This window comes from Flavobacterium frigidum, assembly GCF_048286795.2.
On sequence record NZ_JBLVPT020000003.1, the window covers coordinates 167,896 to 189,946 of the forward strand.

The following is a 22,051-nucleotide window of genomic DNA, read 5'->3' on the forward strand; positions in this document are numbered from 1 at the left end:
ATCTAAAGTACGCATTTTTAGTAAGAAACAACTTTGTATTTTATGTGTGGTTTATGAATTTCCTTGTTTTAAAGGATTCGATTCAATTGCGCAAAAGTTTTTTTGTAATACGGTTCTTTTGTAGAGGAAATAATTACACCTTTTGATGTAGAGGAATGAATAAATTGAATCTCATTATCTGTAGCTTTAATTACAATTCCTACGTGGTTTATTTGTGATTTATTATTGGTTTTAAAAAAAATTAAGTCTCCTTTTTGAATTTCATCTCGATTTGGATCTAAAACGGTGCCTACTAATGATTGCAGATAAGAGTTACGAGGCAATGTTATATTTTGCAGTTCGAAAACGTGGTAAACCAAACCAGAACAATCAAAACCTGAAGCAGTTGTGCCACCATACTTGTATTTTGCTCCTAGATTTTCAGTTGCTTTTTCAACAAGTTCTTCGGCTTGCCGATTTGTTTTTCTTTTGGCTCCTTTAACTATTTTTTCTTTTTTGAGTTCTGTTTTTTTAGAGGTGACTATTGGACTACTCGATTTACAAGCCGAGAAAAAAATAAGAACTAGTAGTAAGCCTGTAAAATGTTTCAAAAGAGTTTTTTTTGATGAATAGAAACTTGTTATTGTAAATCATTAATAATTAATGCAGCTGTTTTTTCACTCGCGCCAATTCCGCCTAATTTATTTTCTAATAACGCATATTTTTCTAAAAGCGTATTCCTATGGTTTACTTCTAGTATTTTTGTCAATTCTTCTCTAATGCGTTTTGTGGTGCATTCTTCTTGAATTAATTCTGTGACCACCTCTTCATCCATTATTAAATTTACTAATGAAATGTATTTGAGTGTAATGATTCGTTTCGCAATTTGGTAGGAGGCCCAACTGCCTTTGTAACATACAACTTCTGGGACTTTAAAAAGTGCCGTCTCAAGAGTTGCAGTTCCAGAAGTAACTAATGCTGCAGTTGAATTTCGTAATAAATCGTATGTTTTATTGGAGATGAATTTTATGTTTTCCTGCGAAATAAAATCTTTATAAAAATTAAATTCTTGACTTGGAGCGCCAGCAATTACAAATTGGTAAGCAGGAAAATCATTAACAACGCTTAACATTACAGAAAGCATTTTTGTAATTTCTTGTTTTCGGCTTCCTGGTAAAATGGCGATTATTGGTTTTTGATCCAACTGATTTTCTCTTCTAAAAGTAGTGGCATCGATCGCAGGCTGATTTTGAATAGCATCGATTAGCGGATGTCCAACGAACGCAACAGGGAAGTGATGCTTGTCTTCGTAAAATTGTTTTTCGAAAGGCAAAATCACGTACATTTTATCAATATCCCGTTTGATAGCGCTTATTCTACTTTCTTTCCATGCCCAGATTTGCGGAGAAATATAGTAATGTGTTTTCATTCCTAATGCTTTAGCCCATTTTGCAATGCGCATATTAAAACCAGGATAATCAATAAAAATTAACACATCAGGCTGAAACTCTAGAATGTCTATTTTACATATTGTAATATTATTCAAAATAGTTTTTAAATTAAAAATCACTTCGATGAAACCCATAAATGCCAACTCTCGATAGTGCTTAACAAGAGTGCCGCCTTCATTTTCCATCAAGTCTCCACCCCAAAATCGAATGTTGGCATTGGGATCTTTTTTGTATAATTCTTTCATCAAATTTGAACCGTGCAAATCTCCAGACGCTTCACCTGCGATAATATAATATTTCATGCTTTATTGATTAGGAATTTATGAGTAGGATAACAAACCAGTCACGTTTTTGTTTTTGTATCGTTATTTTGCAATCGCAAAGATAAACTTATATTATTTCTTAAATAAATAGGGTTAAAAAAGTCATCGTTATCACTGCTAAAACAACACCTCGTGCCATTGTTTCTCTATTTAATTTTAGCAAAACTCCGAAAGTTATTAGTGTCAAAATGGTTCCCAAGGTTATGATTTTACCAAGCTTTCCTTGCGAATACATGATTTGGATTCCGGCTGTAAAAGTAAAGTCAGTGAAAAGAGTTATAAAAATATAACTTCCCAATAAGGTTGTAACAAATCCGAGGATAAATCCTAAAAACAAGTCTTTTTTATTCATTCCATTTCCAAGTGTTAAGTTCTTGTATCGTGTGATGGGCCGTCAAGTCAAATTGCACTGGTACAACCGATATGAAATCATTTTGTAGCGCCCATTCATCGGTATCTTCTCCCTTGTCTTGGTTTACAAATTCTCCTGCAAGCCAGTAATAGTCTTTTCCTTGAGGTGTTTTTCGCTTGTCAAATTTCTCTACCCAAAGCGCTTTCGCTTGACGACAAATTCGGATTCCTTTAATTTCTGATTCTTTTAACTTAGGAAAATTCACGTTCAAAACGACACCATTAGGCAGCCCGTTTTCTAAAACTTCTAAAGTTATTTTTCGGATAAAAGATTTTATGGTTTCAAAATCGGCATTCCAGTCATAATCCAATAATGAGAAACCAATTGCAGGAATTCCTTCTATGCCTGCTTCAACGGCTGCGCTCATTGTTCCAGAATAGATCACATTTATAGAGGAATTGGATCCGTGGTTTACACCAGAAACGCAAAGATCCGGTTTGCGCTTTAGGATTTCATTTACGGCAAGTTTTACACAGTCAACCGGTGTTCCAGAGCAACTGTACTCTAAAAAAGGATCACTCTCTTTTGAGATTTTATTGAGATATAACGTACTATTTATAGTAATGGCGTGTCCCATAGCGCTTTGTGGCTTGTCTGGTGCTACCACTACGATTTCGCCAATTTCGGACATAACATCTATTAAAGCACGTATTCCTGGTGCAGCTATACCATCATCATTGGTAATCAAAATTAAAGGTTTGTTTTTCATCATCATTTAGGGTTCAAAAAGCGATAGTATATTTATTTTTTGTAAGACAAATGTAACTACATGTATCTGAATTTATAAACAAAAAATAAAAATAGTTAATGTTGTTTTATTTACGTTAAAAGGAAAGAACATTTTTATATCTTTAACAAAAATTTATGCGAGTTATGCCACCGTTGGCACAGTTTTTACTGTACTTTAGATAAAAAAATTCATGAATACTATTGTTACCTTTATGAAAAGAAATTATAAAATACTTCTAGTTGTTTTAGGCCTATCGGTTACACTATTTGCATTCAAAATGAATGCTACAAAGACAACAGATCCAGAAAAAGATAAGTTACTATTAGAGTTGTTGACTTTTGTTATCGAGAAAGGACATTACAGTCCCTCGACGATTGATGATGCCTTTTCTAAAGGTATTTATAAAGATTATATTCAAGCTTTAGATCCTTCTAAACGTTTCTTTTTGCAATCGGATATTGATGAATTTTCAAAATATGAACTACAATTAGACAATCAGTTGTTGAATAAAGATTTGAGTTTTTTCAATCTTACTTACGATCGTTTGGTGAAACGTATGGAAGAAAGTACTAGAATTTACAATAGTGTATTAAGCAAGCCTTTTGATTATGCTGTGGATGAAAGTTTTAATATCGATTACGAAAAAGCGCCTTATTCCAAAAACGCAGCAGAGCTTAACGATAAGTGGCGCAAGCAAATTAAATTATCTACACTTTCTTCCCTTGTTGATAAGCAAAAACTTGAACAAGACAAAAAGAAAAATGACCCAAAGTATCAAACGAAGTCTTATTATGCTTTAGAAAAAGAAACTAGAGAAAGTTCTAAAAAAGCACTTGATGAATATTTTGGTTTTATCAAAGATTTAGATAGAAATGATTGGTTTTCAGTATATATTAATTCTATAACCGCTCGTTTTGATCCGCATACCAATTATTTTGCAGCAGAAGAAAAAGAGCGTTTCGATGTAAGTATTAGCGGTAAACTGGAAGGAATTGGTGCTCGTTTACAAAAAAAGAATGACCTTACAGAGATTTCTGAACTTATTTCTGGCGGTCCAGCCTGGAGAGGAAAAGAGTTAGAAGCTGGAGATTTAATTATGAAAGTTGCTCAAGGCAAAAGCGAAGCAGTTGATGTAGTTGGAATGCGTCTGGATGATGTTGTAAAGAAAATAAAAGGACCAAAAGGTTCTGAAGTGCGTCTTACAGTTAAAAAAGTAGATGGTACTATTAAAATTATTTCTATCATTAGAGACATCGTTGAAATTGAGGAAACGTATGCCAAGTCTAGTATTGTAAACAAGAACGGATTAAAGTATGGCGTCATTTATTTACCAAAATTCTACATTGATTTTGAAAATAAAGACGGTAGAGATGCAGGTAAAGATATCGCATTAGAAGTGAGCCGATTGAAAAAAGCTGGAGTCAACGGTATTGTTCTTGACGTACGTGATGATGGTGGTGGATCGTTGTCAACAGTTGTTGATATTGCTGGATTATTCATTGAACAAGGTCCTATTGTTCAAATAAAATCTGCGGGTATTAGAAAAGAGGTTCTGTATGATCGAGACAAAAAAATTGAGTGGGATGGTCCTTTAGTGATTATGGTGAATAGTTTTTCAGCATCAGCATCAGAAATTCTTGCAGCAGCTATACAAGATTATAAAAGAGGTATAATCATTGGTAGTAAACAAACTTACGGTAAAGGTACTGTTCAAAATGTAATTGATTTAAATCAGTTTGTAAGAAGCAATGCAGTAGGCGACCTTGGAGCTATTAAAACGACTACTCAAAAATTTTATAGAATAAATGGTGGGTCTACACAATTAGCAGGAGTAAGCAGTGATATTGTTATGCCAGATCGTTATACTTATTTAAAAATGGGGGAACGTGATATTGATAATGCTATGCCTTGGGATAAAATTGACCCTACTGATTATACTATTTGGAATAACAATTCTAATTTTAATCAAGCCATTACAAATAGTAAGAATAGAATTAGTATTAATCCAAACTTTCAATTAATTGAAGAAAATGCAAAATGGATTGATAGTAGAAGTGAAGAGAATGTGTATAGCCTAAACATCGATAAATTTAAAGTTGCTCAAGCTGAAATTGAAGAGAAAGCTAAAAAATACAAACCACTTGTAAACTATAAAAGCACATTGAGTTTTTCTTCTTTACCAAATGAAATGGAAGCTATGAGTAAAGATGCCTCATTAAAAGAAAAAAGAGACAGCTGGCATGAGGCTTTGTCAAAAGATATTTATATGGAGGAAGCAATAAATGTTTTGGATGATTTGCAACCAAGATCAATGTCGGCAAAAGATATACCAGTTAAAATTAAAAAGGATAAATTGGCTAAATCATAAATAGGCATTGTTTAGTAAGATATAACATTTAGTAAAGCAAAACGCTCCATAAATTCACTGAGAATTTATGGAGCGTTTTTATTTTGAAATTAGGGTATATGAACTTTTTAAATAAGTAAATTGATAGTATTAAAAATGAAATTGAAGGTTGGTTTTTGAGAAATTGACAGTAATTCTTAATGTGATATGCGTATTTATAATAGAAATAATTAATAGAATCAAACATGAAATGGAAATCTTTTGGTAGCGTAGTTGTTTTTAGCAGTATTGTTTTATTCGTATCCTCTTGCAAAAAGGATGAAGTAACAAATCTGTCAAAAGATAATGTGAGTAGTGGTCGCCCTTTCGCTATTGATAGTAGCGCGTTAGACGAATCTAAAACAGAAAGAGCAACAACAAGAGCGTTAGTTTTTGATTTTTTGCCTGTATCTATCACCAATCAAATAGTAAAGCATCAGTATTATTCTTTATCCTATAATGAAGAGTATGAACAAGCAGAATGGGTTGCCTATGAGTTGAAAAGTAGCTATGTTAAAAACAATAATTTCAAACGCCCTTTTTTTATCAAAGACATCAAAGTTAAGACTGGCTCTGCTGATTGGAGAAATTATAAAAAGTCATCTTTAGATAAAGGACATCTTTGTCCAGCAGGTGATATGGAATTTGATGTAAATGGATATAATGATACTTTTTTGACGTCCAACATTGCACCGCAAGAGCATAATTTTAATAATGGAGTATGGAATAGGTTAGAGCAGAAAGTGAGGTATTGGGCAGTTAAATATGATGGTCTTTATGTGGTGACAGGTGGTGTTTTAGAACCTAATTTGGCAACTATTGGTATAGAGAAAGTGGCTGTTCCTAAATTATTTTATAAAATAGTGCTCAGCAAATCAGAGAAAAATTGCAAGATGATAGGGTTTTTAATCCCCAATAAAGAAAGTAACGCACCTTTATATAAATTTGTGGTATCGGTAGATGCTATCGAAAAAGTAACGGGTATTAATTTTTTTCCAAAATTGAATGACGTACTCGAAAATACATTAGAAAAAGGAAGTAGTTATAAAAACTGGAGTTTTGAGTAATCTAGTTTTAATTTTTAGCGTTCAGTATTAAGTATTTGTTCATATTCTAAGCACATTATTTGTATTTACATTAGTTAATTTTTACCATTCGTTTACTTTATTTGCATCCATTTTGATAAAAATAAATAGTAAAATTGTAAAGCCCCAAAGTCCAGACCCTCCGTAAGAGAAAAACGGAAGTGGAACTCCAATAGTAGGGAAGATGCCTGAAACCATGGCAATATTTACAAAGAAGTGGGTAAATAAAATTCCTGCAACACAGTAACCATAAACCCTACTGAATTTTGTTTTTTGTCGTTCTGCTAAGTAAATTATTCTGAGCAACAATCCTGCAAATAGCGCCATTACAACTAAGGAACCAGCAAAACCCCATTCTTCGCCTACTGTAGTAAAGATATAATCGGTGTGCTGTTCTGGAACAAAGCCTCCTTTGGTTTGTGTGCCTTCGAGAAATCCTTTTCCTAACCATCCACCTGATCCAATAGCTATTTCGGATTGATTGGTATTGTATCCGGATCCACTCATATCTACAGATTTTCCTAGTAGGATGTTAAATCGGTCTCTATGATGTTGCTTGAAAACGTTATCAAAAATATAATCTACAGAAAATACAAAGCCTGATATTAGCACTAAAAGAATACTGCTAACCACTATATTTCTATCCGCTAAGCGGGATTTAAAATGCACTAATACTAAAACAAGTAAGGCAGATAATATTACATATTGTGGTTCTAGAATTAAGGTTAAAACAAATAATAGTACGGTGATAAACCCGGTCCAAACATACCAAGACGGAAGTCCTTCGCGATATAAAACGATAATGAATATGCTATAAATTAAAGCACTTCCTGGATCTGGTTGTGGTAATATAAGTAAAACTGGTAATAAAAGGATTGCAAGTGCCTGTATTTGCCTATTGGTTTCTTTAAGACTTATTTGTGTATCACTTAGAAATTTTGCTAATGCTAATGATGTTGCTGCTTTCGCAAATTCAGATGGTTGTATGGTAAAACTTCCTATTGCATACCAGCAGCGCTGTCCTGCAATCGTTTTTCCAAATAAGAATAGTCCTGCCAGTGTTAGCAGGGATATTCCAAATATAATTGTAGCATATTTTTCGTAAAATTTCCCATCAACAGACAAAACAATAAATATTAAAGGTATGGTTAATACAATAAAAATTAATTGTTTTTCATAGGTATCCTCCATGGAAGATAGTGACGAGGAATAGATGTTGAGCCATCCCAAAATAACCAATAAAGCATAGATTATAATGCTTATCCAGTCAATATTATTGGCTATGCTTTGGTTTTTCATTTTAGTTAAATGGCTTGTTTATTCGTTTTTGTAGTGTCTATTTTTGCTTTGACTGCAGGAATTGCTGTTTTCTTTTTTTGGAGTGAGTCAGCAATGCGTAGTTGTAATTTTATCGCTTCTGACAATCCCCCTAATTTAGCGTAACGGCTTTGTAAACTTGTTGCAAGTACTCTTTTTTCTAGATCTACTCTAGTTATTTTTTGATGAAGGTATTTTTCAATTAGTAAACTGGCAATAGGTCCAGCAATCGCAGATCCGAATCCACCATTTTCAATCATTACAGCAATGGCAATTTTTGGATTTTCCATTGGTGCAAAAGCTACAAAGATAGAATGATCTTCCATTTTTACACGCATCCCGCCAATTTTGGCATAATTTTCTGCAGTACCAGTTTTCCCACAAATAGTAATGCCATCCACTCTTAGCGCACTAGCAGTTCCTAAATTATACACATCAAACAAGCCGCTAATCATAGGTTTGAAATGTTTTTTATCAATAGAGGTAACGTGTTTAGTTGTGAATTTTTCATCAATTTTATGACCTTCTATTCTTTTGATAATATGAGGGGTGTAATAATAGCCTTCATTTGCTACCGTTGCCATCATATTCGCTAATTGAATGGGAGTCATCAGTACTTCCCCTTGACCAATAGCATTAGATATGATCGTTGTTCCTCTCCAGCCGCCATTTGGATACACTTTTTTATATGTTTTTGAATCTGGGATGTTCCCTTTTTTACCTGTAGGTAAATCATAACCCATAAATTGACCCAGACCAAAACTTTTTACGTGATTGGACCAAATGTCTACTGAAATAGCAGGTTTAGCATATTTGCCAATTGTTTTCAAATAGGCATTGGAGAAATAAGCGTTACACGATTTGTAAATTCCATTGTGTAATTGTAGTGGTCCAAATGATTTGCAGTGGCATTTTTGAAAACGACCTCGGCCATAACTAAATCCACCGTTGCAGAAGAAAGTGGTCTGCTCATCGACTACACCTTCCTGCAATGCTATAAGACCAGTAAGTATTTTAAATGGTGATCCTGGTGGATACTCGGCAAGTAATCCACGATCATACAACGGTTTTGCTATGGAGTCGCGGTATAATTGGGTATAGTTTTTAGAGCGTTGTCTACCAACTAGTATTCCTGGATCATAAGATGGAGCGGTTACTAATGCTAATATTTCACCACTACTTGGTTCAATGGCAACAATCCCACCTCTTTTGTTGATCATTAATTCTTCACCGTATTTTTGTAATTCAGCATCTAGAGTTAGATTGATATCTTCTCCTTGTACCGCAATGGTGTCGTATTTTCCATTTTTATAGGAACCGATTTCTCGGTTAAATTTATCTTTTTGAATGTATTTGACGCCTTTAATTCCGCGTAAAAGATCTTCGTAACTTTCTTCAACTCCCTGTCTTCCTATTAAGTCACCACTATTGTAATACGGATTTTTTGCGACCAGCTTTTCATTTACCTGTGTGATAAAGCCAAACACGTTTGCACCAAAAGCCACTTCGTAGTCACGTAAGGAACGTTTTTGAAAATAGAAGCCTTCATACTTTCTTATTTTTTCTTGAAAAGCAGCAAATTCGCTTTTATTCAATTGTGGTAAAAAAACAGAAGGTAATCGCGGACTGTAAACTGTAGCTTTCTCTATTTTTTTTATAAAATCTTCTTTTGTAATGTTCAATAATTGACAGAATTCTAAAGTATCTGTGTTTTTTACCTCTCGAGGAATAACCATAATGTCATAGGAAGCTTGATTGGCAACCAATAACTTTCCTTTTCTGTCATAAATGTAACCGCGTTCTGGATAATCATATTTTTTTTTAATGGCATTGTTTTCCGACTTTAGCTTTAAAGTATCGTCAACAATTTGCAAATAAAAGATGCGTACTACAAGCAAAGAGGTTGCTAGAATGATTAAAGAAGGCAACAAGACTTTTCTCATCTTTTGTTTGGCTTAATAAGGTAAATGATAATAATAGAAATAATTAGTGTAAACACAGAACTTAATACAGATCTCAGTAATACATCAAAAATTAAGCTAAACTGGAAAGCTTCTAATAAAAATAGTGTAAAATGATGTATGACTATCGATAGTAAAATAAACGAGAACCGCTCTGGTGTTAATACGTCATTTAATTTCACTGTTTGATACTCGTAACTTAAACCAAATGAAAATTTAAAAATAGAGGTTCTAAAATAGGCTAGGATCAAACAGGCAGTGGCATGTATGCCTCCTGAATTGCTAAACATATCCATCATAATTCCGAGTAAAAAACTAGCTACTACAAGACCTGTCTTGTTACCATTTACGGGATAAAGTATGATAAACAATATATACGGAAAGGGGCTTATATAGCCTAAAAAATTCATATTGTTGAATATGATAATTTGAAATGCTAATAATAGAATAAATCGAAAAATATTGACTAACAATGCGCTATTCATCTTTACCCTTTTTTTCTAAATTAGTAATCTCTTCTCGATCTTTATTTTTTATGATATAGACATGGCCTAAGTTAGTCATGTCATTAAACAGTCTCACAGTTATCGTGTAATAATTTGTTTGATTGTCTATTTCTATCTTGTCAATTGTTCCAATATTGATATTTTCTGGGAAAATTACAGATTGTCCACCGGTAACAATGGTATCTCCTTTTCGTATTGCAGCTAATCTAGGTACATCAACCAATTGAACGAATCCGGTACTTTTTCCGTTCCAAATCAAAGAGCCAAAATGATTTGATTTCTTGATTTTGGCATTGATTTGTGATTTTTTGTTTAAGATACTAATGACAGTAGCATAATTAGGAGAAGTGTTTTCAATAATACCAACAATTCCCAAACTGTTTATTACGCCCATATCTGGTTTAATACCTTGTAACTCACCCGAATTTAAAGTTAGATAATTTTCATGAACATTATAGGAGTTGTGTATCACTTTTGACACTACAATATCACTTGGTTTAACACCTTTAATGCTGTCTAATTTCTGGACTAAAGAGGTGTCTTTACGATTAAATAAAAGATTTTTTAGCTGTGCGTTTTCAAGAGCAAGAGCATCATTTTGTGTTTTTAAATTTAAATACTCGTTTAGAACATTTACCCTTTCATAAACTCCTCCACTTAAAAAATTTGCAGAGCTGATGATTTTGCTCCTGTGGAAAGAATGGGATTGAATGGTGAGGGTTAACGAAACACCCAAAAGCAGCAAAAACAGTAACCGATTACTGTTTTTAAAAATAAAATTAAATATTTGCTGCATTTCTTAGCGGTATAATGTAAATAACTGAATGTATTTTATAAGTCTAAAAACAACGTACTTCTCAAAGTAAGAAAGGAATACCTTAAAAATTACTTAATTAGAATGCTCTTAAATTTTGTAATGTTTTTTAGAGCCATTCCAGTTCCTCTTACAACTGCTCGTAATGGATCTTCAGCGATGTAAACAGGCAAGTCCGTTTTTTGTGAAATTCTTTTGTCAAGACCTCTCAACATAGATCCTCCACCGGCAAGGTAGATTCCGGTGTTGTAGATGTCGGCGGCTAATTCTGGTGGTGTTTGAGATAAAGTTTCCATAACAGCATCCTCAATCCTTTGAATGGATTTGTCTAATGCCTTTGCAATTTCTCTATAAGAAACTTCAACTTGTTTTGGTTTACCAGTAAGTAAATCTCTACCTTGAACAGACATGTCCTCCGGAGGAGTTTCTAGATCTTCGATAGCGGCACCAATTTGAATTTTTATTTTTTCAGCGGTACTTTCTCCAACAAAAAGATTGTGTTGAGTACGCATGTAATATACGATATCATTAGTAAAAACGTCACCAGCAATTTTTACTGATTTGTCACATACAATTCCACCTAAGGCTATTACAGCAATTTCAGTTGTTCCACCGCCAATATCAACAATCATGTTTCCTTTAGGTTGCATGATGTCAATGCCAATTCCAATAGCTGCTGCCATTGGTTCGTGAATCAAATATACTTCTTTACCATTTACTCTTTCACAAGATTCTTTCACAGCTCTCATTTCCACTTCGGTAATTCCTGAAGGAATACAAACTACCATTCGTAAAGCGGGAGTAAACATCCTTTTTTTCAATGCAGGTATGCTTTTTATGAACATACTAATCATTTTTTCTGAAGCATCAAAATCAGCAATTACACCGTCTTTCAAAGGTCTTATCGTCTTAATGTTTTCATGTGTTTTTCCCTGCATCATGTTGGCTTCTTTACCAACAGCGATAATTTTGCCTGAAATTCTATCACGAGCAACTATCGAAGGACTGTCTATTACAACTTTATCATTATGTATGATTAAAGTATTAGCGGTACCAAGGTCTATCGCGATATCCTCGGTCATGAAATCAAAAAATCCCATAAGTTTTTTAAGGGTTAAAAGTTATAAAATTGTGACGAGCAAAGTTAAACAAATTAATGTTTAAAATGACGAGTTCCTGTAAATACCATAGCAACTTTATTTTCATTGCAATAATTAATACTTAATTCGTCTTTAATTGAACCTCCAGGCTGAATTACAGCTGTTATACCCGCTTGTTTAGCGAGTTCTACGCAATCAGGAAAAGGGAAAAATGCGTCACTTGCCATTACTGCACCCTGTAAATCAAAATGAAAATTTTTCGCTTTTTCTATGGCTTGTTGTAACGCATCAACTCTTGAGGTTTGTCCTGTTCCAGAGGCAATAAGAGTTCCGTTTTTTGCAAATACAATAGTATTGGATTTGGTGTTTTTACAAATTTTAGAGGCAAAAATTAAATCTTGAATTTCTTGTTCACTAGGTTCTGTTATTGTAACGGTTTTTAAGTCTTGTTTATTGTCAGTAATATTATTTTTGTCCTGAACTAAAATTCCGTTTAAGCACGTACGAACTTGTTTTTGTGGTAATGTTACTTCATTTTGAACTAAGATGATTCGGTTTTTCTTTTCTTGTAAAACAGCAATAGCCTCATCATCATATTTGGGTGCAATTACCACTTCGCAAAATAATTTATTGATTTCTAGAGCAGTATCAAGATCAATTTTTGTATTTGAAATTAAAACTCCTCCAAAAGCAGATGTTGGATCGCAAGCTAAAGCCACAGCATAGGCTTCGCTAATTGAAGTTCTGGTAGCCAAACCGCAAGCGTTGTTGTGTTTTAAAATGGCAAAAGTTGGGCCATCATTTTTAAATTCAGCAATTAAATTTACCGCAGCATCTACATCTAGTAAATTGTTATACGACAATTCTTTTCCATGAATTTTTTTAAACATGGCATCAAAATCACCAAAGAAAAAGCCTTTTTGATGTGGATTTTCACCATATCTTAGAACTTGACCATCAGCAATACTTTCTTTGTAAATTGTTTCGTCGGTATTGAAGTAGTTAAAAATTGCAGCGTCATAATGAGAAGAAACATGAAATGCTTTAGTAGCCAATAATTTTCTGTTTTCTAGTGTTGTAGCTCCGTTTTGGGTTGTAATTAAATCTAAAAGCAAGCCGTATTGATCTACCGAAGCTACAATTACAGTGTCCTTGAAGTTTTTTGCAGCAGCACGAATTAAAGAAATTCCGCCAATATCGATTTTTTCAATAATATCAGCTTCGCTTGCGCCCGAGGCAACTGTTTTTTCAAAAGGGTACAAGTCAACAATTACTAAGTCAATTTGTGGAATGTCAAATTCGATCATTTGCTGCACATCACTCTCGTTGTCTTGGCGGTTTAGTATTCCGCCAAAAACTTTTGGGTGTAATGTTTTAACTCTACCACCAAGAATAGACGGGTAAGAAGTGACATCTTCGACAGGAATTACAGGAATTCCTAAATTTTTTATAAAATCCTCCGTTCCTCCTGTAGAATAAAGTGTAACATTTTGACTGTTTAGTTGTCTTACTATAGGTTCTAATCCTTCTTTTGAAAAGACAGAGATTAATGCCGATTGAATTTTTTTTGTTGTGTTCATTATGTAGTTATAGTTATAAAATGCAAAAATAGTTTTTTAATGTGAAAATAAAGCCATTTGAAAATGAGATAATAGTGATTTTTCATCCCTATTTTTGAGTAAAGATATAATAATTGACTCGGTCAGCAACGAATACATTTTCCATTAGGATATTGAATCCTATTTATTGAATTTTACTTTAATATAAAAAATAATTTATGATAGTTTACTTTCGATTGTTAAAAGAGAGTTTGGGTTTTGCTATGAATGCCTTGCGAAACAATAAGTTAAGAACTTTGCTTTCTTTGTTAGGAGTTACGATTGGAATTTTTTCTATTATAGCGGTCCTAGCTGCTGTTGATTCCTTGGATAGAAAAATAAAAAAAGATATTGGTAGTTTAGACAACAGTACTGTTTTCTTTTTTAAATATAGTTTTGGACCCACAGATGTTCCAGATTGGAAGGTTGAACAATTTCCGGATGTAACTTATGAGGAATATAAATTTTTAAAAAATAGTTTAACTGATGTTGAAAGTGTTTGCTTTCAACTTTATGCTGGACGACAAACTATAAAGTATGAATCAAAAACAGTAAGTTCAATAGCTGTAGTTCCTTGTACTTATGAATTCTCTGATATTGAGAAATTAGATTTTAAAGAAGGACGTTTTTTTAGTGAGCAAGAATCAAACTCAGGTAGTAATAATGTTGTAATAGGTCATGAAATTGTAGAGTCGCTTTTTGATGGGGTTTCTCCGCTAGGTAAGGAAGTTAGGTTGTACGGACAACGGTTTAAAGTGGTTGGTACTCTAAAAAAAGTAGGGGATAGAATGATAAGCTTTGGTTCTAATCCTGATCATACCATTTATCCTACGGTAAATAGGATACGAGGATTGTTTGGGGATAATAATAGATCATTTACTCCAATAGTTGTTATAAAGCCAAGTAAAGGTATTGATGTAGAAAATCTTAAAGCACAAATTACATATAAAATCAGAAATTTTAGAGGAATTAAGTCAGGACAGATCGATACTTTTTTCGTCAATTTTCTTAAAGGCGCAACTGATATGATTGATGAAACTATAGGTTTTATGAATATAGTCGGGTGGATAATTGCAGGATTTTCACTTCTTGTGGGTGGTTTTGGTATCGCCAATATCATGTTTGTTTCCGTTAAAGAGCGTACTAATTTAATTGGGATTCAGAAGTCATTAGGAGCCAAAAACAGGTTTATATTGTTCCAGTTTTTATTTGAAGCTATTATTTTGTGTCTTATTGGTGGAGTAATTGGATTGCTTATGGTTTGGATTATTGCATTTATTCTAACAAATGTTTTAGATTTTGAATTTGTTTTAAGTGCAGCAAATATTATTTTGGGAACGGGATTAGCAGTCATAATTGGATTAATATCGGGAATATTGCCAGCTATTTCTGCTTCAAAACTAGACCCTGTTGAAGCAATTAGAACAGGGATGTAATAACAGTTGATCTTTCATCTTTTACTCATTTTTTTAGTTTGATAAAAAAAGTCATCTTTTTTAGCATGTTAGTGCTCTCGCTTTTTGGATACGCACAAAATCAGAGGGATACTACCCAGCTTGCTGATGTTGTCTTGACGTACAAAGTGCCTGTACCAATAGTTTCATTGCCGTTTCAAGTAGTGGTAATCTCTGCTGCACAAATGGATTTTCAAAATTTTCAAAGTACCGCAGATGTTTTGTCTAATTCAGGCTCATTATTTGTTCAAAATTCGCAACAAGGTGGCGGGAGTCCCGCTATTCGTGGCTTTGAGGCCAGTAGGGTTTTGTTATTAGTGGATGGTGTTCGTTTGAATAATTTGATATTTAGAGCTGGACATCTTCAAAACGTTATTACGGTCGATGAGAGTATGCTTGATAATGTAGGTATTTTTTATGGTCCTGCTTCTACATTATTTGGTAGTGATGCACTTGGTGGTGCCGTTAGCATGACAACAAAAAAAGCAAAGTTTTTAGATGAAGTCCAGAACAAATGGACAGGAGCTGTAAATATGCGTTACAGTACGATTAATCAAGAGCAATCTATTGCTTTAAATTTGAATTATGCTTCCAAAAAATTTGCCGCTTTGACTCTAGTTTCGTTTAATGATTTTGGAGATTTAAAAATGGGAAAAAATAAAAATCACAAGGAAGATTTTTTTGGAGAACGCCCATTTTTTGTTGCGACAATAAATAGCTTGGATCAGTTGGTTGCGAATAAAGATAAATACGTTCAAAAAAACACAGCATTCAAGCAATACAATCTCATGCAAAAATTAAGCTATAAAACAAATTTAGGTTTTGAGCATGGTTTGAATTTACAATTTTCTACATCAACAGATATTCCTCGTTACGATCGATTGACTGAAAAGGATCCTTCAACAGGTTTAAGGCATGCGCAATGGTATTATGGTCCACAAGAGCGAGTATTGGGGATTTATTCTTTGAATAAGGAAAAGGCTTTTATTTCTAGCGACTTGAAACTAACTGCTGCTTTTCAAAATGTAAAGGAAAGCAGGCACAACAGAAGGTTTGGAAACTATAATTTACAAAGTAGAGAAGAAGAAGTAAAAATGTATTCTCTTGCGGTGGACTTGGCTAGGAAATTTAAAAGCGGAGAGTTGTTTTACGGATTAGAATCGTATTATGAAAACTTGAATTCTTCAGCCTATTCTACTAATATAAACACTGGCTCAAAAAATTCAATCAGCACACGATATCCCAATGGAGATAATGCAATGTTGCGAAACGAAATCTATATTTCCTATAATGATAAAATAGCCGACAACACATTCTGGAATTTAGGCGCTCGTGTTGGTAATACCGCTCTAAAAAGTACTATTGCTGATAATTCTTTTTTTTCATTACCATTTTCGAAAATAGAACAGAATAATTTCACGTATAGTGGTACTGTAGGAATTGTTAAAAATACATCAGAGCATTTTGCTTTAAAGGCAAATGTATCTAGCGGATTTAGAGTTCCAAACATTGACGACTTAGCCAAAGTTTTCGAATCAGTAAAAGGAACGCTTATTGTTCCTAATTCAAAATTGAAACCAGAAAAAACTGTTACTGCTGATATCGGGATTGTTATGCAATCTAATTCTAAAAAAATAAAATTTGAAAACACGTATTTCTATACCAGAATGTATGATGCTATTGCAACATCGCCATTTCAATATGAGGGGCAAAGCGTGATTTTATATGATGGAACATTAAGTAATGTTTTTGCAAATCAAAATAAGGGAAAAGCTTTTATTACGGGATTGTCCACTAAATTTAGTGCGATGGTGTTATCAAAAGTAAAAGTCGATGCTAATTTTAATTATAATTTGGGTAGAATTATTGAAGAAGGTGCACCACAAGCTCCATTAGATCATATAGCGCCTTTTTTTGGGAAAATTGGTATTCTGTATGCGAATTCTAGGGCAAGCATAGAAGCCTACTTATTGTACAATGGTAAGAAAAAAAGAAGCGATTATTCTTCAAGTGGTGAAGATAATTTGCAATATGCACCGGTTAACGGAATGCCAGCTTGGGAAACGTACAACGTAAAAACTAGTGTTGAAGTGTATCACAATGCTACCTTATTTGTAGGTGTCGAAAATATTTTAGACACCCAATACCGCACATTTTCTTCTGGAATTAATGCCCCGGGAAGAAATATATATGGGGGATTTCGATACAATTTTTAAAAAAGAGTATTCCTTAAAATAAAAATTCCTGTTTGCATTAGCAAACAGGAATTTTTATTTTATGAAGATAAGCATTTATCTAATGGTGTTGTTTTGAATTAAATCAATATACAAGTTGATCTTGTCTTTTAGTTCTTTTCGCGGAGTAATAAAGTCTAAGAAACCATGCTCAAGTAAAAACTCAGCAGTTTGGAAGCCTTCTGGTAAATCTTTACCGGTTGTGTCTCGTACTACTCTTGGGCCAGCAAATCCAATTAACGCACCTGGTTCGGCAATGTTAATATCGCCTAGCATCGCGTAAGAGGCAGTTGTACCTCCAGTTGTAGGATCTGTACATAATGAGATGTAAGGAAGTTTTGCCTCGGCAAGTTGTGCTAACTTAACAGATGTTTTGGCTAATTGCATTAAAGAATAAGCAGCTTCCATCATTCTGGCGCCACCTGATTTTGAAATCATCACAAAAGGCAAGTTGTTTTTAATTGCGTGATCAATTCCTCTTGCGATTTTTTCTCCAACTACAGCTCCCATAGAACCACCGATAAAAGCAAAATCCATACAGCAAATCACCAATTCTTTCCCTTTTGATTTTCCAACACCGGTGCGGACAGCATCTTTAAGTTTGGTTTTTTCCATCACATCTTTCAATCGATCTGCATATTTTTTTGTGTCTACAAAATGCAAAGGATCTTTAGAGGTCATGTTTTTATCAAGTTCAACAAATTCATTGTTGTCAAATAAAATTTGAAAATATTCAGTACTTCCAATTCGAACATGAAAACCATCTTCGGGACTTACAAATAAGTTACGCGCTAGTTCATCAGCATCGATAATTTTTCCAGTTGGAGATTTGTACCAAAGTCCTTTTGGAATGTCCATTTTGTCTTCGGTAGCAGTAGTAATCCCTTTTTCTTTTCTTTTAAACCAAGCCATATCCCTAATTATTATAAATTATAAATTTTGAATTATAAATTATTCCATAGTAGAATTTAAAATTTATAACTCAAAATTTAAAATAGTTTAAAGTGTATTTACGTTATTTAAATCTGCAAATGCTTGCTCCAATCTTGTATTGAAAGTGATTTCGCTTTCACGCAACCATTTTCTTGGATCGTAATGTTTTTTATTAGGAACATCGGCACCTTCTGGGTTTCCAATTTGAGTTTTTAAGTACTCAATATTTTTTACCATATAATCACGAATACCTTCTGTAAATGCAAATTGCAAGTCGGTATCAATATTCATTTTTATAACTCCGTAGCTAATGCCTTCTCTAATTTCTTCAAGTGTTGAACCAGATCCACCATGGAAAACGAAATCTACTGGATTGTGACCAGTATGGAATTTATTTTGAACAAAATCTTGAGAGTTTTTCAAAATTTTCGGTGTCAATTTTACATTTCCTGGTTTGTATACTCCGTGTACGTTTCCAAAAGCGGCTGCAATTGTAAAACGAGGGCTTATTTTAGAAAGTTCTTCGTATGCGTATGCAACTTCTTCAGGTTGTGTGTATAATTTTGAACTATCAACATCAGAGTTGTCTACACCATCTTCTTCACCACCTGTAATCCCTAGTTCAATTTCAAGAGTCATTCCCATTTTGCTCATTCGCTCTAAATAGCCTTTGCAAATTTCGATGTTTTCTTCAATTGGCTCCTCAGATAAATCAATCATGTGTGATGAATATAACGGTTTTCCAGTTTTAGCAAAATGTGCTTCTGAAGCGTCTAATAATCCATCAATCCAAGGCAATAGTTTTTTTGCACAGTGATCAGTATGTAAAATCACGGTTGCTCCGTAGGCTTCCGCCAAAGTATGAATGTGCAATGCACCAGCTATTCCTCCTGCGATTGCCGCTTTTTCACCTGCATTAGAAAGTCCTTTTCCAGCGTTGAATTGTGCTCCACCATTCGAAAACTGAATGATAACTGGTGCGTTTAATTTTGCTGCAGTTTCAAGGACACAATTAACGGTGTTCGATCCGGTAACATTTACCGCTGGAAGTGCAAATCCTTTTTCTTTAGCATAATTAAAAATTTCTTGAACTTGATCTCCAGTTGCTACGCCAGGTTTTATATTGTGTGCCATTGTGATTTTTTTAGTTATTTTTATTAGTTTTTAGTTTTGCAAAAATAAGAATTAATTAGCATTAGAAGGGATAATTTATTCCAAAATTTAAAACCGAGTTGGCAAAGTTGTAATCTCTAAACCATCTTTTGTTGATTTCATCAGCAGGATTGTAGGTTTTAAATCCAAAATCAAAACGTATTACAAAAAAGCTCAAGTCGTATCTGAGCCCAAATCCTGTTCCCAAGGCAATGTCTTTTAAATCTTTGAATTGGGTGAAAGTAGATTCTTCATCTTCAACATTATCTAATACGTTCCATATGTTTCCTGCATCTGCAAAAAGAGCTCCTTTCAAACTGCCTAATATCTTAAATCGAAACTCTGCACTAATCGCAATTTTCATATTGGCCTCATTAAAATCATCTAAAGCACCACTGCTTCCTGGTCCTAAACCATAAGGTTGCCAAGCTCTGTTGTCATTAGATCCGCCCGAAAAATAACTTCTGGAGAACGGTACATAATCAGAGTTGCCAAAAGGGATTGCTATGCCAAAAAAAGATCTAAAGGCTACTATTTTTTCTTTGGATAAATCCCAATGTTTGATGTAATCAAATTCTGTTTTGATGTATTCAGAATATTCTAAATTGAAAATCTCATAATTTCCATTAGAGTTTTTCTTTTGATTGGTTGTGGATGCAACAGCTGTTAAAACAGTTCCTGCCGATTCTATCTTGGTCTTAAAAAGATAAAAATTGTTGTCTGCTAAATCCTTTTTTGTCGTTTTTGAAAAAGTAAAACTGGTAGCCAAAATGAAGTCATTTTCTGTAAGTCGGAGTCTTCGTTCCTCAATACTTTTTACAGCTTGAAAATCTTCCAGCTCTAGTGGTTTCAAGAAATTGGCATTGCCTGTCAGCACATCGTTAGTGAACCCATCAGTTCCTTCTTCAATTAGTAAATCTTGGTCAATGCTATTGTTGTAATAGGATGAATTGGTATTGTATTCTTTGCTAATTTCGTTCAACGCATTATAACTAGAACCGTATACATTAAAGTAATTCTGCGGGTTTAGGTTGCGCACAAACTGTGTGTTGAACAAATCAAATCGGGCAGTTGAGTTTCTAGTCGGGGTCCAATTGTAGGATAAAGTACTAGTGAAATTTTCTTTGTCTAAACCAATATTTTGTTGTTTTGCAAAACCCAATGTGATTAACGTTGACGGAATCATACTTTTTGGAATAATTTTTTCAGTACTGAACGGCATGAAAATCCTAGGAATGTTCAGTTTTAAATCTAACCCATACTCTGAAACATTAAAGAAAGTATTATTAGGATTAGCTAATTTTCTAGAAGATCCAATATTTCCTCTTACAGCAAATTCTAGTGTTTCTGCACCATTAAATATATTTCGTACCGTTTCTGACACGCTAACTCCAATACCAAAATTTTGTATGTTAGAGTGGGTAACATCTAAATTGGTACCGAAACTATATTTTTTTCGAGGGGTCAAATACACTTTTGCAATTAAGGATTGTGCAGTAGAGTCTCTTGGATCAACTTCATATTGTATCGATGGGTAATTAAAGATTTTGAGATTGTTTAAATAACGGGTGGTAAGTACCGTTTTATAATCTGCAAACAAGCCGCCTTTGGTAATGAAGATCGCATTAGTAATAGCTTTTGGTTTGTATTTTAATTTATCTTGGCTGTATAAGTTAAAGTTTTTATAGGTAGTACTATCTGTGATTTTTTGGTTGTTGGTGCTTGAAGAATAATCCGTATAAATATTTACATCACTTATTTTGTAAATTTTAAAAGGTTCTGTTCTGCTCGAATCTTGTTGTTGGTAGGAGTAATTTGCAATTCTCAAATTGATATTGGCCTGATTCACTTTCTTAATGGTGTCTATGTCAAAGGTCACATAATTAGGCTGAAAATAATAAACACCGTTGTTTCTAAAATGAGTGTTAATGCGATTTTTTTCATTGTCAAAATCTTCTGTTTTGTATTGATTCCCAGATTTTATGAAGGTATTAGATTTGCTGGTTTCGTATAAAGAATCTAACGCTGGTGTTAAAATAGTAGTTTTTAAAGAATCTAAAAAATAGGCACTTCCAGATGTAATAGCATATTTTATTCTTCCTTTTTTGACACTCAACGTGTCAATTTTATAGGAAGCATCCACATTAAAAAAGCCATTATTAAAATAATAATATTTGAGGCGCAAAAGGGATTTGTTGGCTCTGTCATTATCAATAATAACGGGTGGTTCTCCAGTTTTTTTTAGGAAATCATGAATTCCGTAATACCAGAATGATTTGCCAAGTCTGTTTACTTGCTTTTCAGACAACCATTTTGATTTTCTTCTAAATTTTTCTGGATTATTTGTAAATTTAGCTTGATACGTAGAGTCCGGATTTAGATTGGCAAGATTATACAGATTCAATCGCAAGCGATAGCCTAATAAAGTACTGTTTGGTTTTTGATACAGTTGATTAAAAACAGTTTCGTCCTTAATTTTTTTGTCATTTACGGCAATCTCGTTTTTAGTAAGCAGCAATTTCCCCTCTGGAACTCTTTTTACAGCGTTACAAGCGCAAATTAGTATTGCAATTAGAATAAATGCAGTTATTTTTGTAGAAGTTTTTTTCAAGTGTT

General features: G+C 33.6%; 17 protein-coding genes. 4 read left to right on the forward strand and 13 right to left on the reverse strand.

Going from position 1 to position 22,051, the window contains the following annotated elements:
• Positions 1–68 precede the first annotated feature (68 nt).
• From ACNQGB_RS05935 to surE, 4 genes are all read right to left on the reverse strand, one after another.
• A complete protein-coding gene (locus ACNQGB_RS05935) occupies positions 69–590 on the reverse strand; it encodes a C40 family peptidase (RefSeq protein WP_417946828.1) in 522 nt (173 codons plus the stop codon).
• 29 nt (positions 591–619) lie between these two features.
• Positions 620–1,732 carry a lipid-A-disaccharide synthase gene (gene lpxB, locus ACNQGB_RS05940; protein WP_417946827.1) on the reverse strand — a complete coding sequence of 371 codons (1,113 nt, stop codon included), beginning with the start codon at positions 1,730–1,732 and terminating at the stop codon, positions 620–622.
• 100 nt (positions 1,733–1,832) lie between these two features.
• Complete coding sequence (locus ACNQGB_RS05945) at positions 1,833–2,105, reverse strand: hypothetical protein (protein WP_417946826.1); 273 nt, start codon at positions 2,103–2,105, stop codon at positions 1,833–1,835.
• The gene (gene surE / locus ACNQGB_RS05950; protein ID WP_417946824.1) at positions 2,098–2,877 is read right to left on the reverse strand and encodes a 5'/3'-nucleotidase SurE; all 780 of its coding nucleotides are present in this window, start codon (positions 2,875–2,877) and stop codon (positions 2,098–2,100) included. The genes ACNQGB_RS05945 and surE overlap by 8 nt, the downstream gene beginning before the upstream one ends.
• Positions 2,878–3,085: 208 nt before the next feature.
• On the opposite strand from surE, the gene ACNQGB_RS05955 reads away from it, so the two are divergent.
• Both ACNQGB_RS05955 and ACNQGB_RS05960 read left to right on the forward strand, forming a co-directional pair.
• On the forward strand, positions 3,086–5,263 hold the full coding sequence (locus ACNQGB_RS05955) for a carboxy terminal-processing peptidase (protein ID WP_417946823.1): 2,178 nt from the start codon (positions 3,086–3,088) through the stop codon (positions 5,261–5,263).
• 224 nt (positions 5,264–5,487) lie between these two features.
• Complete coding sequence (locus ACNQGB_RS05960; protein ID WP_417946822.1) at positions 5,488–6,348, forward strand: DNA/RNA non-specific endonuclease; 861 nt, start codon at positions 5,488–5,490, stop codon at positions 6,346–6,348.
• A gap of 81 nt (positions 6,349–6,429) precedes the next feature.
• Here ACNQGB_RS05960 and rodA read toward each other — a convergent pair whose 3' ends face one another.
• From rodA to purH, 6 genes are all read right to left on the reverse strand, one after another.
• The gene (rodA, locus tag ACNQGB_RS05965) at positions 6,430–7,665 is read right to left on the reverse strand and encodes a rod shape-determining protein RodA (protein WP_417946821.1); all 1,236 of its coding nucleotides are present in this window, start codon (positions 7,663–7,665) and stop codon (positions 6,430–6,432) included.
• A gap of 5 nt (positions 7,666–7,670) precedes the next feature.
• The gene (mrdA, locus tag ACNQGB_RS05970; RefSeq protein WP_417946820.1) at positions 7,671–9,626 is read right to left on the reverse strand and encodes a penicillin-binding protein 2; all 1,956 of its coding nucleotides are present in this window, start codon (positions 9,624–9,626) and stop codon (positions 7,671–7,673) included.
• Positions 9,623–10,129: a rod shape-determining protein MreD gene (locus ACNQGB_RS05975; protein WP_417946819.1), complete on the reverse strand. Its 507-nt coding sequence runs from the start codon at positions 10,127–10,129 to the stop codon at positions 9,623–9,625. The genes mrdA and ACNQGB_RS05975 overlap by 4 nt, the downstream gene beginning before the upstream one ends.
• Positions 10,122–10,946 carry a rod shape-determining protein MreC gene (gene mreC / locus ACNQGB_RS05980; protein ID WP_417946817.1) on the reverse strand — a complete coding sequence of 275 codons (825 nt, stop codon included), beginning with the start codon at positions 10,944–10,946 and terminating at the stop codon, positions 10,122–10,124. Before mreC ends, ACNQGB_RS05975 begins: the two co-directional genes overlap by 8 nt.
• Positions 10,947–11,035: 89 nt before the next feature.
• Positions 11,036–12,064, reverse strand: a complete 1,029-nt coding sequence (locus ACNQGB_RS05985; protein WP_114754800.1) for a rod shape-determining protein — start codon at positions 12,062–12,064, stop codon at positions 11,036–11,038.
• Positions 12,065–12,117: 53 nt separating this feature from the next.
• A complete protein-coding gene (gene purH, locus ACNQGB_RS05990; protein WP_417946814.1) occupies positions 12,118–13,644 on the reverse strand; it encodes a bifunctional phosphoribosylaminoimidazolecarboxamide formyltransferase/IMP cyclohydrolase in 1,527 nt (508 codons plus the stop codon).
• Positions 13,645–13,841: 197 nt separating this feature from the next.
• On the opposite strand from purH, the gene ACNQGB_RS05995 reads away from it, so the two are divergent.
• Positions 13,842–15,098, forward strand: coding sequence for an ABC transporter permease (locus ACNQGB_RS05995; protein ID WP_417946223.1), 1,257 nt, complete (start codon positions 13,842–13,844; stop codon positions 15,096–15,098).
• Positions 15,099–15,163: 65 nt separating this feature from the next.
• Positions 15,164–17,332 carry a TonB-dependent receptor plug domain-containing protein gene (locus ACNQGB_RS06000; RefSeq protein ID WP_417946221.1) on the forward strand — a complete coding sequence of 723 codons (2,169 nt, stop codon included), beginning with the start codon at positions 15,164–15,166 and terminating at the stop codon, positions 17,330–17,332.
• 75 nt (positions 17,333–17,407) lie between these two features.
• Here ACNQGB_RS06000 and accD read toward each other — a convergent pair whose 3' ends face one another.
• The 3 genes from accD to tamL all read right to left on the reverse strand — a co-directional run bounded on the left by accD (position 17,408) and on the right by tamL (position 22,046).
• Positions 17,408–18,262 carry an acetyl-CoA carboxylase, carboxyltransferase subunit beta gene (gene accD / locus ACNQGB_RS06005; RefSeq protein ID WP_417946220.1) on the reverse strand — a complete coding sequence of 285 codons (855 nt, stop codon included), beginning with the start codon at positions 18,260–18,262 and terminating at the stop codon, positions 17,408–17,410.
• Positions 18,263–18,349: 87 nt separating this feature from the next.
• Positions 18,350–19,417 carry a class II fructose-bisphosphate aldolase gene (fbaA, locus tag ACNQGB_RS06010; protein WP_417946218.1) on the reverse strand — a complete coding sequence of 356 codons (1,068 nt, stop codon included), beginning with the start codon at positions 19,415–19,417 and terminating at the stop codon, positions 18,350–18,352.
• A 61-nt stretch (positions 19,418–19,478) separates the two neighbouring features.
• The gene (tamL, locus tag ACNQGB_RS06015) at positions 19,479–22,046 is read right to left on the reverse strand and encodes a translocation and assembly module lipoprotein TamL (RefSeq protein ID WP_417946217.1); all 2,568 of its coding nucleotides are present in this window, start codon (positions 22,044–22,046) and stop codon (positions 19,479–19,481) included.
• Positions 22,047–22,051 lie beyond the last annotated feature (5 nt).

What these genes read in the sequence shown, in the direction of transcription:
- ACNQGB_RS06000 (WP_417946221.1), top strand. Translation starts at nt 15,164, where the DNA reads ATGTTAGTGCTCTCGCTTTTTGGATACGCACAAAATCAGAGGGATACT.
- ACNQGB_RS05955 (WP_417946823.1), top strand. Translation starts at nt 3,086, where the DNA reads ATGAATACTATTGTTACCTTTATGAAAAGAAATTATAAAATACTTCTA.
- accD (WP_417946220.1), bottom strand. Translation starts at nt 18,262, where the DNA reads ATGGCTTGGTTTAAAAGAAAAGAAAAAGGGATTACTACTGCTACCGAA.
- ACNQGB_RS05975 (WP_417946819.1), bottom strand. Translation starts at nt 10,129, where the DNA reads ATGAATAGCGCATTGTTAGTCAATATTTTTCGATTTATTCTATTATTA.
- ACNQGB_RS05945 (WP_417946826.1), bottom strand. Translation starts at nt 2,105, where the DNA reads ATGAATAAAAAAGACTTGTTTTTAGGATTTATCCTCGGATTTGTTACA.
- lpxB (WP_417946827.1), bottom strand. Translation starts at nt 1,732, where the DNA reads ATGAAATATTATATTATCGCAGGTGAAGCGTCTGGAGATTTGCACGGT.
- mrdA (WP_417946820.1), bottom strand. Translation starts at nt 9,626, where the DNA reads ATGAGAAAAGTCTTGTTGCCTTCTTTAATCATTCTAGCAACCTCTTTG.
- purH (WP_417946814.1), bottom strand. Translation starts at nt 13,644, where the DNA reads ATGAACACAACAAAAAAAATTCAATCGGCATTAATCTCTGTCTTTTCA.
- fbaA (WP_417946218.1), bottom strand. Translation starts at nt 19,417, where the DNA reads ATGGCACACAATATAAAACCTGGCGTAGCAACTGGAGATCAAGTTCAA.
- ACNQGB_RS05995 (WP_417946223.1), top strand. Translation starts at nt 13,842, where the DNA reads ATGATAGTTTACTTTCGATTGTTAAAAGAGAGTTTGGGTTTTGCTATG.
- ACNQGB_RS05960 (WP_417946822.1), top strand. Translation starts at nt 5,488, where the DNA reads ATGAAATGGAAATCTTTTGGTAGCGTAGTTGTTTTTAGCAGTATTGTT.
- rodA (WP_417946821.1), bottom strand. Translation starts at nt 7,665, where the DNA reads ATGAAAAACCAAAGCATAGCCAATAATATTGACTGGATAAGCATTATA.
- ACNQGB_RS05985 (WP_114754800.1), bottom strand. Translation starts at nt 12,064, where the DNA reads ATGGGATTTTTTGATTTCATGACCGAGGATATCGCGATAGACCTTGGT.
- mreC (WP_417946817.1), bottom strand. Translation starts at nt 10,946, where the DNA reads ATGCAGCAAATATTTAATTTTATTTTTAAAAACAGTAATCGGTTACTG.
- surE (WP_417946824.1), bottom strand. Translation starts at nt 2,877, where the DNA reads ATGATGAAAAACAAACCTTTAATTTTGATTACCAATGATGATGGTATA.